This window comes from Roseovarius sp. (genome assembly GCF_040219995.1).
Lineage (GTDB): Bacteria > Pseudomonadota > Alphaproteobacteria > Rhodobacterales > Rhodobacteraceae > Roseovarius.
On the sequence record NZ_JAVJUC010000042.1, the window covers coordinates 181,508 to 194,467 of the forward strand.

Here is a 12,960-nt window from a genome sequence, read left to right on the forward strand (position 1 = left end):
ATGCGCTGAAACCGGGCGCAAGAAAGCGAGGTGTAGCATGTGGACCAAGGCTCTGGACGGATTTCTGACCCATCTTTTCAAGTGTGGACGGTTGCGCGTGACCTATCCGGACGGGGAGACGCGCAGCTATGGCCCCGGCGGCGACGCACCCGAGGCTGCGGTGACCCTGCACGATCCGGCCCTGCCCCGCCGGATCGTGATTTCGCCCGACATGGCCATCGGCGAAGGCTACATGGACGGGACCGTCACTTTTGACGGGGATGACGTCTACGGCTTTCTCAGCCTCGCGATCATGAATATAGCCGCACAGGGTCAACCATGGTTCCGCCGCCCGCTGGAGGTGGTGCGCCGGCTCACGCGGCGGCTGGATCAGTTTAACCCGGTGACGCGGTCGCGCTCCAACGTGGCGCATCACTATGACCTCTCAGGCGAGCTTTATGACCTCTTTCTCGACGAGGACCGCAATTATTCCTGTGCCTATTTCGCCCGCCCCGACATGACCCTGGAAGAGGCGCAGGCGGCGAAAAAGGCGCATATCGCCCGCAAGCTGTTGATCAAGCCGGGGATGCGGGTGCTTGATATCGGCTGCGGCTGGGGCGGCATGGGCCTGACGCTCGCGCGCGATTTCGGGGCAGATGTGACCGGCGTGACCCTGTCGCGCGAACAGCATGCCATGGCCAATGCCCGCGCCGAGAAGGCGGGGCTGGCCGACAAGGCCCGGTTCGAGCTGATGGATTACCGTGACGTGCAGGGGCAGTTCGACCGCATCGTCTCGGTCGGCATGTTCGAACATGTCGGCGTGCCGCATTACGACGCCTACTTCGCCACCGTCGAGCGGCTGCTGAAACCCGACGGCATCGCGTTGATACATTTCATCGGACGCGCCGGGCCGCCCGGCGCGACAAGCCCGTGGATCACCAAGTATATTTTCCCCGGCGGCTATTGCCCGGCCATGTCAGAGGCAGTGGCGGCGGTCGAACGGCACCATCTGGTGACCACCGATGTCGAGGTCTGGCGGCTGCACTACGCCGAGACGCTGCGCGAATGGCGCAGGCGGTTCGAGGCCAATATCGACCGGGTGCGCGCGTTTTATGATGATCGGTTCTGCCGGATGTGGCGCTACTACCTGATCGCCAGCGAACTGACGTTCCGGCTCAACAATCAGGTGGTGTTCCAGTTCCAGATGAGCCCCAGGCAGGATGCCGTGCCGCTGACGCGCGATTATCTTTATCCCGACGACAGCGACGATCTGCGCCACGCGGCGGAATAGATCACGCCGGAACGGGCATCAACGCGCGGGCAAAGCGCGCCTTCCACAGCGCCTCCTCGTATTCACCCTCGGCGGTGCTGTCATAGACCACGCCGCCGCCGACGTTCAGCGTCGCCTGTCCCTGCTCCAGCAGCAGCGTGCGAATGGCGACGTTGAATTCCGCGCGCCCGTCAGGCGCGGCCCAGCCGATGGAGCCGCAATAGATCTCGCGCGCAGCGCCTTCGAGATCGGCGAGGATCTGCATCGCCCGCAGCTTCGGCGCGCCGGTGATCGACCCGCAGGGGAAGAGCGCGCGCAGGATGTCCGACAGCGTGGCACCGGGGGCCAGATCGGCGGCGATGAGCGAGGTCATCTGATGCACCGTCTCGTAGCTTTCGACGCTGAAGAGTTCCGGCACGCGGACCGAGCCGGGCACGCTCACCCGGCTGATATCGTTGCGCAAAAGGTCCACGATCATCAGGTTCTCGGCGCGGTTCTTTTCATCCGACTGAAGAAAGAACCGGCGGCGCGCATCCTCCATCGCATCGGTACTGCGCGGCTGCGTGCCCTTCATCGGCCGGGTCTCGATCCCGCCCGACGCCTCGGTGCGAAAGAAGAGTTCCGGCGAGCGTGACAGGATCGCGGGCAGCCCCTCGGCCTCGATCAGAGCGCCATGGCGCACCGGCTGGATCTGGGTCAGCGCCGCGTGAAGCGCCTGCGGCGTGCCCAAAGCCTGCATCCGGATCGGAAAGGTCAGGTTTGCCTGATAGATATCGCCCGCGCAGATATAGTCATGCACGGTCTGGAACGCCTGCGCGTAGCGGTGCGCGTCCCAATCAGGGCGCATATCGCTCAGTTGCGCGAGGCCGGGCCGTAGGGGGGCCGCGTCAAGCGGGGCCTCGAACACGCCGAATTGCAACAGCGGCAGGCGGCGGCGCGAAGGCAGGGTCGCGGCAAGGCGCGGCTCGAACGCATGGCCCAACTCGTAGCTGGCAAATCCGGCGAGCCAATGGCCCGCTGCGCGCGCCGCGTCCATCGCGGCGAGGGCGGCAGGCACCTCATCCGGCTCATGCGCCACGATCAGGCGTGCGGCCTGCGCGAACTGGCAGGCGTCCCCGGTCGGTCCATGATCGAAACGAATCTGCACGTTGCATCCTCTTGCACAGGTGCTGCGGTATTTAGGCCGCGCGGCACCGAAAGACACCCACAAAAGCGCCGCTTTGATCCGGTTTTGCGCAAGCCCCGCGCTTGACACAAAGCATGGCAGGCGCGACGCTGAGACCCAAGGGCGATTTCAGGACCGGATTGATGAGACTTCTTTTGCAAAGCGGCATTCTGGGTCTCTGCCTCTGCGCCGGGATGGCAAGGGCAGAGCAGGCCTCTATCGGGTTCGAGGGGCCGCCTGAGGGGCCCGCGCCGCAGGAAATGCAAGAGGACGGCTACCGGATCGTCACCCGCAACGCGATGATCTCGACCGCTGAAAAGTCAGGCGACGGCACCGATGGCCCGACCGAGATCGAGGGCACCATGGGCCAGCGCAGCGGCATCGCGATCCTGCGCGAGGCGCCCTTCACCCTCGTCTCCCTCGACTGGCAGTCCGAGCGTGGCGCGCCCGAAGTGCAGGTCGAGGGCTATCTCGGCGATCTGCTGGTCGCGGGCGACCGCTTTGTCGCCGACCCCGCGCAGCCCGGGTTCACGCGGTTCGAGGCAGGTGCGCTCAACGGTCAGGTGATCGACCGGCTGATTCTCTATCCGCAGCGCGACGGCGCGGGCATGGGCGCGCTTGACCGTGTCATTCTGGAGGACGCACCGGAGATGCCCGAAACCTCCTGATCCCGCACCGGGTTTGCCCCTTGCACACGGGCCGATGATGGATATAACCCCACCAATTTGCGCGCGCGCCCCACCGGCCCGCGCGGTCATCAAGCTGCCCGAGGACCGATATGCCGAAAAGAACCGATATCTCATCCATCATGATCATCGGAGCGGGGCCCATCATCATCGGACAGGCCTGCGAATTCGACTATTCCGGCGCACAGGCCTGCAAGGCCCTGCGCGAGGAAGGCTACCGCGTCATCCTAGTGAACTCGAACCCCGCCACGATCATGACCGACCCCGGCCTCGCCGATGCCACCTATATCGAGCCGATCACCCCCGAAACTGTGGCCAAGATCATCGAGAAGGAGCGCCCCGACGCATTGCTGCCCACGATGGGCGGGCAGACCGGCCTCAACACCGCGCTCGCCGTGGCCGATATGGGCGTGCTGGAGAAATTCGGCGTGGAACTGATCGGCGCGAACCGGCAAGCCATTGAAATGGCCGAGGATCGCAAGCTCTTTCGCGAGGCGATGGACCGGCTGGGCATCGAGAATCCCAAGGCCACCATCGCCAACAACATGGATGAATGCATGGCGGCGATCGACTATGTCGGCCTGCCCGCGATCATCCGCCCGGCCTATACGTTGGGCGGCACCGGCGGCGGCGTGGCCTATAACCGCGACGACTATATCCACTACTGCAAATCCGGCCTCGACGCCTCGCCGGTCAGCCAGATCCTGATCGACGAGAGCCTGCTGGGCTGGAAGGAATTCGAGATGGAGGTGGTCCGCGACCGCGCGGATAACGCGATCATCGTCTGCTCCATCGAGAACGTCGATCCGATGGGCGTGCATACCGGCGATTCGATCACCGTGGCCCCTGCCCTCACGCTGACCGACAAGGAATACCAGATCATGCGCAACGGCAGCATTGCCGTGCTGCGCGAGATCGGGGTCGAGACCGGCGGCTCCAACGTGCAATGGGCGATCAATCCCGAAGACGGGCGCATGGTGGTGATCGAGATGAACCCGCGCGTGTCGCGCTCCTCGGCGCTGGCCTCCAAGGCCACGGGCTTTCCGATTGCCAAGATCGCGGCCAAGCTGGCCGTGGGCTACACGCTCGACGAGTTGGACAACGACATCACCAAGGTGACGCCGGCCTCTTTCGAGCCCACGATTGACTACGTGGTCACCAAGATTCCACGCTTTGCCTTCGAGAAATTCCCCGGCTCCAAGCCGCACCTGACCACCGCGATGAAATCGGTGGGCGAGGCGATGGCGATTGGCCGCACGATCCACGAATCCTTGCAAAAGGCGCTCGCCTCGATGGAAACCGGGCTGAGCGGGTTCGACGAGGTGGAGATCGAAGGCGCACCGGACAAGGCCGCGATCACCCGCGCGCTCTCGGTCGCCACACCCGACCGGATGCGCACCATCGCGCAGGCCATGCGCCATGGCCTCAGCGATGACGAGATCAACGCCGCCACGGCGTTTGACCCGTGGTTCCTCGCCCGTATCCGCGAGATCGTCGAGGCCGAGGAGCGCATCCGCCGCGACGGCCTGCCGATGACAGAGGACGGCCTGCGCGCACTCAAGATGATGGGCTTTACCGATGCCCGCCTCGCGACGCTGACCGGCCGCGACGAAGAACAGGTGCGCCGCGCCCGCGTCAATCTGGGCGTGCATGCGGTCTTCAAGCGGATCGACACCTGCGCCGCCGAATTCGAGGCGCAGACCCCCTACATGTACTCCACCTACGAGGCCCCGATGATGGGCGAGGTGGAATGCGAGGCGCGCCCGTCGGACGCCAAAAAGGTCGTCATCCTGGGCGGCGGGCCGAACCGGATCGGTCAGGGGATCGAGTTCGATTACTGCTGCTGTCACGCCTGTTTCGCGCTCAGCGATGCAGGTTACGAGACGATCATGATCAACTGCAACCCAGAGACGGTCAGCACCGATTACGACACCTCGGACCGGCTCTACTTCGAGCCGCTGACATTCGAGCATGTGATGGAAATCCTGCGTGTCGAGCAGGAGAACGGAACGCTGCACGGCGTGATCGTGCAATTCGGCGGGCAGACACCGCTGAAGTTGGCGCGCGGGTTGGAGGCCGAGGGCATCCCGATCCTCGGCACCACGCCTGACGCCATCGACCTGGCCGAAGACCGCGAGCGGTTTCAGGAACTGGTGGTCAAGCTGGGCCTCAAGCAGCCGAAGAACGGCATCGCCTCGACGGACGCGCAGGCGCTCGCCATTGCCGAGAGCATCGGCTTTCCGCTGGTCATCCGCCCGTCCTACGTGCTGGGCGGCCGCGCGATGGAGATCGTCCGCGACATGGCCCATCTGGAACGCTACATCGCCGAGGCGGTGGTCGTTTCCGGCAAGAGCCCCGTGCTGCTCGACAGCTACCTGTCGGGCGCCATCGAATGCGACGTCGATGCGCTCTGCGATGGCGAGAATGTGCATGTGGCGGGCATCATGCAGCATATCGAGGAGGCCGGCGTGCACTCGGGCGACAGCGCCTGCTCGCTGCCGCCCTATTCGCTCTCGCAGGCCACCATCGCCGAGATCAAGACACAGACGGAGGCGCTTGCCCGCGCGCTCAATGTCGTCGGGCTGATGAACGTGCAATTCGCGGTCAAGGGCGACGATATCTACCTGATCGAGGTGAACCCCCGCGCCAGCCGCACCGTGCCCTTCGTGGCCAAGGCCACGGATAGCGCCATCGCCTCCATCGCCGCGCGGCTGATGGCGGGCGAGACGATGGCCTCCTTCCCCTATCGCGGCCCCTACCCGCGCGATACCAAGCCCGGCAGCCTGCCGATGGCCGACCAGATGACGCTGGCCGATCCGGACATGCCGTGGTTCTCGGTCAAGGAGGCGGTGCTGCCCTTCGCCCGCTTCCCAGGTGTCGATACGATCCTCGGCCCCGAGATGCGCTCTACCGGCGAGGTGATGGGCTGGGACGTGTCCTTCCCGCGTGCCTTTCTCAAGGCGCAGATGGGCGCCGGTGTGGACCTGCCCGAGGAGGGACGCGTGTTCGTCTCGATCAAGGACAGCGACAAGACCCCGCAGCTTGTGGAAACCGCGCAGGTGCTCACCGATCTCGGCTTTACCCTCGTGGCGACACGCGGCACGGCGGCGTTCCTGACCGAGGCGGGGCTGGCCTGCGAGGTGGTCAACAAGGTCTATGAGGGCCGGCCCAATATCGTCGACCTGCTCAAGGATGGCGAGATCGCGCTGGTTATGAACACCACCGAGGGCGTGCAGGCGGTCGAGGACAGCCGCGAAATCCGCTCGGTCGCGCTCTATGACAAGATCCCGTACTTCACCACCGTGGCCGGGTCGCACGCGGCCGCATTGGCGATCAAGGCGCGGCAGGAGGGGGAGTTGTCGGTGATGCCGTTGCAGGGCAATAGCGTCTGACGAGGTTCAGGCTGCGGCTGGCCTGAAGCGGTCTTTGACGATTTTAGAGATAAGCCGCGCAGTGCCCGACCGCCGGGTGGGCGCAGCAACCTCGGTGGACCGCACTTTATGCCAGCCAAACACTCCCGCGTTTTCAATAGCTTGAAACGTTGCAAAAGCGCCCGCCCGGTGGGGCGGTCGGGCGCTGCGCGGCGGTGCCTGCGGCACCTCGATTCCGCGCATTGGTGCTAGACGTCAACGACAGCTCAAGGCCAATTGCGACGTCGTTTTCAGACCACACCCCTTCGCATTCGCTTGATATGTCGAAAACGACCATGTGGGTTGTCGAAAATGCATGGATTTTCAACGATTTTATCATTGCGCGGCCGCATTTATCGCTTATGTGCGGATTGTGAGCGGCGCGCCCGTTCACGAACGCAACCCCGAGGCAGGAGGCAAGCCCATGACACGCGACGAACTGAACCGCGAACTGCGTATGCACTCTGCCTCCTGGCAGGCCGTGCTGATCGTCTATGGCGCGATCATCGGCACATTCGTGCTGTCGGCCATGGCGGTTCTCTAAGCACCCCATACAACGCAGATTCGGACATGACAAACGGCGGAGGTTGCCCCCCGCCGTTTTGGTCGTCTGGCCAGACGTCAGGTGACCTTGGCGTCTTTCGGATCAATCCTGGCCGTCGCCGCATCGCCCACATTGTCGACGCCGCGCTCTTCCAGAAGCGTGGTCAGCCAATCCGGGTCCATCTCGGGCACCGAGCTGAGCAGCAGGTCGGTATAGGGATGGTGCGGCGGCGTGAACATCTCGTCCTTCGGCCCCTGATCGACCACCTTGCCATGCTGCATCACCACAACCTCATCGGCGATGGAACGCACCGTCGCAAGGTCGTGCGTGATGAACATGTAAGCCAGGTTCAGCTCGTTCTGGAGCCGGTCGAGAAGCCGCAAAATCCCCTCGGCCACCAGCTGATCCAGCGCCGATGTCACCTCGTCGCACACGATGAACGTGGGCTCTGCGGCAAGCGCGCGGGCGATGCCGATGCGCTGCTTCTGCCCGCCCGACAGCTCCGGCGGATAGCGGTAGTAATACTGCGCCGGTTCAAGCTCGATCAGGTCGAGCAGCTCATCCACCCGGTTCTTGAGCGCGACCCCCTTGAGACCGCCATAGAATGCCGCCGGGCGCGCGATGATCTCCGATATGCGCACCTTGGGATTGAGCGCCGTGTCGGCCATCTGGTAGATCATCTGGCACTGGCGCAACTGATCCTTGCTGCGATTTCGAAAGCTGGGCGGGAACGGCTCGCCCTTGAACAGCACCTCGCCATTTGAGGGCGGCAACAGGCCGGTGATCACCCGCGCGGTGGTCGATTTTCCCGAACCGGATTCGCCCACCACAGCCACGGTCATGCCCTCGTAGATGTCGAAACTCACATCATCGAGCACCTTTTCGCCGCCCGTGTAGGAGGCATCCACATTCTTGACCGAAATCAGCGGCGGGGTGCCATCGGTGGGCCTGTGGCGCTGTGGGCTCTCGAAGCTGCGCACCGCCCAGAGGGATTTGGTATAATCCTCCTTCGGGTTGTCGAGCATCTCCTTGGTCGCCGCCTCCTCGACCTCCTCGCCCTTCAACAGCACCTTGATCGTGTCGGCCATCTGCGCCACCACCGCAAGGTCATGGGTGATGTAGATCGCAGCGGTGTTGAACTCGTCCACGATGTCGCGGATCGCGGCCAGAACCTCGATCTGCGTGGTCACGTCAAGCGCCGTCGTCGGCTCGTCGAAGATGATCAGATCGGGACGGCACGACATCGCCATCGCGGTCATCGCGCGCTGCAACTGCCCGCCCGACACCTGATGCGGATAGCGAAAGCCGATTTCCTGCGGATTGGGCAGCCGGAGCTTTTCATAAAGCTCCATCGCGTCCTCCTGCGCCTCCATCCGCTTCTTGAGACGGTATTGCAGCGGCGCCTCGGTGTGCTGGTCAATGATCTTGTGCGCCGGGTTGAACGACGCCGCCGCCGATTGCGCCACATAGGCGATACGAGAGCCGCGCAGCATGCGCCGGTCCGCCTCGGTGGCGGTGGTCAGCTCCATCCCGTCGAACTCACTCGAGCTGTCGACAATCCGGGTGCCGTCGCGGGCATAGCCCATGCAGGCCGCCCCGATGGTGGATTTGCCAGCCCCCGATTCGCCGATCAGTCCCATCACCTCGCCCCGGTGCAGGGTCAGGTCGACACCCTTGATGATGTCGACCCATGTTTCATCCGAATAGCCCTGGATTTTCAGGTCACGGATCTTCAGCAATACGTCGTTTTTCTTGATCATGACGATTACACCTTCAGTCCAGAGGAGCGGTAGAGCATCCAGTCCACCACGAAGTTGACCGCGACGGTCAGAAGCGCGATGGCCGCCGCAGGGATAAGCGGGGTGATCTCACCGAACGAGACCAGCGTCGCGTTCTCGCGCACCATCGAGCCCCAATCCGCCGTCGGCGGCTGAATGCCCAGACCGAGGAACGACAGGCCCGCGATCAGCAGGAATACGAAGCAGAATTCCAGCCCGAATTCCGCCACCAGCGGGGCGGTGGAGTTGGGCAGGATTTCCCGGCGGATCAGATACCATGTCTTCTCGCCGCGCAGCTTGGCCGCCTCGATATAGTCCATCACCACCACGTTGCCCGCGACCGCCCGTGTCAGGCGGAAGACGCGCGGGCTGTAGATCACCGCGACCACCAGCACGAGAATGATCTCGGACGGGTTGAAGATGATCAGCATGAACCCGGCAAAGGCCACCGAAACCCCGACCAGTGCCGCCAGCCCGATGGCCCAGCCGAGGATGTTGTTCTCGAACACCGCCGTCACGACCAGTAGTCCGGTCACCATCATGAACCCGGTCAGCAACCAGAAACTCGTCGTGTCATTGGCCAACTCGCCGCCAAAGATCGACAGCATCAAGAGCGCGAAGATCAGCGACGGGATCGACATGATCACGTCCGAGGTGCGGGCGATGAGCTGATCGAACCAGCCGCCATTGACCGCCGCCAGCAAACCCGCAAGCGCGCCCAGAAGGAAGGCCAGCACCGTCCCGGCAAGCGCCAGTGCCACGGTATTGCGCGCTCCATAGATGATCCGGCTGAACATGTCGCGGCCCAGCTGATCGGCCCCGAGAAGCATATTCTCATCCGCCGGTGCAAAGGCCGAAGAAATGATTTCCGCCTCGCCAAAGGGCGCGATCACCGGCGCGAAAATGCCTGCAATCGCATAGGTGAAGATCACGAACATCCCAAAGGCCGCCGTCAGCGGCGCCGTGCGCAACTCCTTGGCCATGTTGACCGAGGTGATGGCGATCAGGAACTCGCGGAAGGCGTAGGAGACCATCGCCGCCAAGGCCAGAAGCCCCGCCGCAATGGCGACGCCACGCAACGCCCCCGGCCCGCCGACAATGCCCAGAACGAAGGACACAAGCGTCAGCGAGAACAGCAGCAGGAACGCCGACCGCTTGTTGAAGTAAGCCGCAAGGCAGGACGCGCCGAGTAGCAGAGTATAGTAGATAATGACGAAAACACTCATGTCTCTGCCCCCTTATTTCGGATGCCGCAGGCGCGGGTTGGTCAGGATCGCGCCCACATCCGCCGCAAGATTGAGCAGGATGAAGGTCGCCGCGAAGATCAGGCAGCAGGCCTGAACCACCGGGAAGTCGCGTTTGCTGACCGCGTCCACGAGGGCCTGTCCGATGCCGGGGTAGACGAACACCACCTCCACCAGCACCACGCCGGTGATGAGATAGGCAAGGTTCAGCGCCACCACGTTGATGATCGGGGCCCAGGCATTGGGCAGGGCGTGCTTGACGATCACCTTCCAGGGCGGTGTGCCCTTGAGCCGCGCCATCTCGATATAGGGCGAGGCCAGAAGGTTGATGATCGCCGCACGTGTCATGCGCATCATATGCGCCGTCACCACCAGCACCAGCGTCAGCGCCGGCAGGAAGGTGCGATAGAGCAGATCGCCGAAATCCATGTCCGAACTCAGGCTGGCAATCGCCGGGAACATGCTCGTTTTGACCGCAAGATAGAGGATCAGGATATAGCCCAGAAAGAATTCCGGGCTCGAGATCGAGGTGAGCGTGGCAACGTTGGCCACCCGGTCGAAGATCGAGTTGCGCAGCAGCGCCACAATGATCCCCAGAATGATCGAGATCGGCACCGCGATGGCTGCCGCGTAGGTCGCGAGGAACAGCGTATTGGCAAAGCGCTCGCTGATCGTCTCGGACACGCTTGTGCCGGTCACGATGGAATTGCCGAAATCGAGCATCACCGCGCCCGAGAGCCAATCCAGGTAGCGCACGATGGCCGGTTGATCGAGGCCCATCTCGCGGCGCAGCGCGGCCAGGTTTTCGGGCGTCGCGCCCTGCCCCAGCACCGCCTCGGCGATGTCACCGGGCAAAAGCTCGACCATGAAAAATATGATGACGGATATGACCAATAGGATGATCAGTCCGAGACCGAGCCGTTTCGCAACGAGCCCTAGGATGTCCCCCATCTTTCCCTCCTGCTGTTTCTGCCTGCCGCCTTGTTCCGGCGGGCCGTTTTCGGCTCAGGCGCACAGTGTTCTGTGTCTGCGGTCGCGCTTTGTTTTTTGGTGTTTGCGGGTGCGACCGGATTGGCGAAACCGGAGGCAGGACAGACCCGCCACCGGCAGTGAAAGACCCGGCCCCCGTTTCGGGGACCGGGCCGGATCAGGGCGTCAGGACGAGAACCACCAGCGGCTCGCGGCGCGCGCACCGTCACAGCTCCAGCTTGCCGCGACATCCTCGCCCCGCTCCACACCCTTGCCACGGGCATAGACCCAGTTGTTGAAGAACGGGATGATCGTACCGCCATCGTTGCGCATCAGCATGCACATCTCGCGATACATCTCGGCGCGCAGATCCTGATCGAGTTCGCCCTTGGCCTGAAGCAGCAGCTCGTTGAAGCGCTCATTCTGCCAACGGCTCTCGTTCCAGGCGGCGTCGTCCTTGTAGGCCAGCGTGAACATCACGTCCGGCGTCGGGCGCGCGCCCCAGGACACGGCCGAGAACGGCTTTTTCAGCCACACGTCCGAATAGTAGCCATCGTTCGGCTCGCGCACGACCTTGATGTTGATGCCCGCCGCCTTGGCCTGTTCGGCATAAAGCACGCACATGTCCACGGCACCGGTATAGACGCTGTCCGCGACCGAAAGATTGACCGTAAGGCCCTCCTGCCCGGCCTTCTTGAGCAGCGATTTCGCCTCGTCCGGATCATATTCACGCTGCGGGATATCGTCGGGCCAATAGGGCTGCACCGGCGAGAGATGGAAGTCGTTGCCCTTGGTCGCCGCCCCGAACGAGATCTTCTCGATGATCTCGTCGCGGTTCATCGCGAGTTTCAGCGCGTTGCGCACGTTGACGTCATCAAACGGCGCCGTGTCGCAATGCATCGGCATCGTGATCGCGCCACCCGACGGGATGTTGTCGACCTTGATGTCGGGGTTACGCTCCAGCAGCGCCAGCGTCTTGAGCTCGATCAGCGAGACGCAGTTCACATCGCCCGTCACAAGTGCTGTCTGACGCGCGTTCGGGTCGTTGAGAATGAGCATCTCGACCGCGTCGAAATAGGCCCCGTCCAGATGCCAGCCGTCATGCCGACTCAGCGCCCATTGAATGCCGAACTCGCCCGACTCGATCTTGTAGGGGCCAGAGCCGTCGCCGGATTTCCAGTCGATCGAGCCATCGCCGTTCGACGGGCAGATGGCAAAGTGATAGTCAGTCATCAGCCATGGCAGATCGGCATTGCCGCGCGCCAGCGTGATGACAACGGCATTCTCGCCATCGGCCTTGATATCGGTCACATCCGTCAACAGCGCCTTGGCCGCCGAGGTGGACGCATCACCGCGATGGTGGTTGAGGCTGTCGATCACGTCCTGCGCCGTCACCGGCTTGCCGCTGTGGAAGGACGCGTCGGGATTGAGCTCGAACGTCCATTCCTTGGCATCCGGCGTCGCTTCCCAGCTTGTTGCCAGATCCGGGCCAAGCGAGTTGTCGGGCTCGATCAGCGTCAGATAGCTGCGATGCGTATGCGCCAAAAAGATCATCTGCCGGGTCACATAGGTGCCCGGGTCATGCGTGTCAGAGCTGTTGCCGTCATGCACGCCCCAGCGGAACGTGCCACCGCGGCTTGGCTGTGCGGCGGCCGATGTCCCCCAGAGGCCGGTCGCGGCCGAGGCAGTCATGCCCGCAGCAGCGGCGAAATGCATGAACGACCGGCGCGAGATATCGCCGGTGCGCGCGGCATTTGCCAGCCTGTCCATAAGGACCTTGTCGGTTTTCTTTGTCATGAGACTTCCCTGTTTTGTTGTTGATCTGTCATTGGAGAGGCCCCTGTCATGGCCCTCTCCGAAAGCTTCCTTTGCTGACCCGCGGTCAGGATGCTCAAATACGACATGTTGAAAACAA

Annotated in this window: 8 protein-coding genes; 3 read left to right on the top strand and 5 right to left on the bottom strand. The window is 63.3% G+C overall.

The features are described from left to right. The first annotated feature begins 37 nt into the window (after positions 1-37). On the top strand, positions 38-1,270 hold the full coding sequence (locus RID11_RS18850) for a class I SAM-dependent methyltransferase (protein WP_350141816.1): 1,233 nt from the start codon (positions 38-40) through the stop codon (positions 1,268-1,270). A 1-nt stretch (position 1,271) separates the two neighbouring features. Here RID11_RS18850 and RID11_RS18855 read toward each other — a convergent pair whose 3' ends face one another. After that, entirely contained in the window at positions 1,272-2,396 is a 1,125-nt protein-coding gene (locus RID11_RS18855; protein ID WP_350141817.1) for an aminodeoxychorismate synthase component I, read from the bottom strand. A 161-nt stretch (positions 2,397-2,557) separates the two neighbouring features. Between RID11_RS18855 and RID11_RS18860 the strand changes: the two genes are divergently transcribed. Continuing rightward, on the top strand, positions 2,558-3,082 hold the full coding sequence (locus RID11_RS18860; RefSeq protein WP_350141818.1) for a hypothetical protein: 525 nt from the start codon (positions 2,558-2,560) through the stop codon (positions 3,080-3,082). A 110-nt stretch (positions 3,083-3,192) separates the two neighbouring features. Next, positions 3,193-6,492 (top strand): carbamoyl-phosphate synthase large subunit, encoded by a 3,300-nt coding sequence (gene carB / locus RID11_RS18865; protein WP_350141819.1) that lies wholly within the window; start codon positions 3,193-3,195, stop codon positions 6,490-6,492. 639 nt (positions 6,493-7,131) lie between these two features. On the opposite strand, the gene RID11_RS18870 is transcribed toward carB, so the two are convergent. The 4 genes from RID11_RS18870 to RID11_RS18885 form a co-directional block, all read right to left on the bottom strand. Continuing rightward, positions 7,132-8,814, bottom strand: coding sequence for an ABC transporter ATP-binding protein (locus RID11_RS18870; RefSeq protein ID WP_350141821.1), 1,683 nt, complete (start codon positions 8,812-8,814; stop codon positions 7,132-7,134). Between the two features lie 5 nt (positions 8,815-8,819). Continuing rightward, on the bottom strand, positions 8,820-10,058 hold the full coding sequence (locus RID11_RS18875; RefSeq protein ID WP_350141822.1) for an ABC transporter permease: 1,239 nt from the start codon (positions 10,056-10,058) through the stop codon (positions 8,820-8,822). Positions 10,059-10,070: 12 nt separating this feature from the next. Next, the gene (locus tag RID11_RS18880; protein ID WP_350141824.1) at positions 10,071-11,027 is read right to left on the bottom strand and encodes an ABC transporter permease; all 957 of its coding nucleotides are present in this window, start codon (positions 11,025-11,027) and stop codon (positions 10,071-10,073) included. 204 nt (positions 11,028-11,231) lie between these two features. Further along, positions 11,232-12,842 carry an ABC transporter substrate-binding protein gene (locus RID11_RS18885; protein ID WP_350141826.1) on the bottom strand — a complete coding sequence of 537 codons (1,611 nt, stop codon included), beginning with the start codon at positions 12,840-12,842 and terminating at the stop codon, positions 11,232-11,234. Positions 12,843-12,960 lie beyond the last annotated feature (118 nt).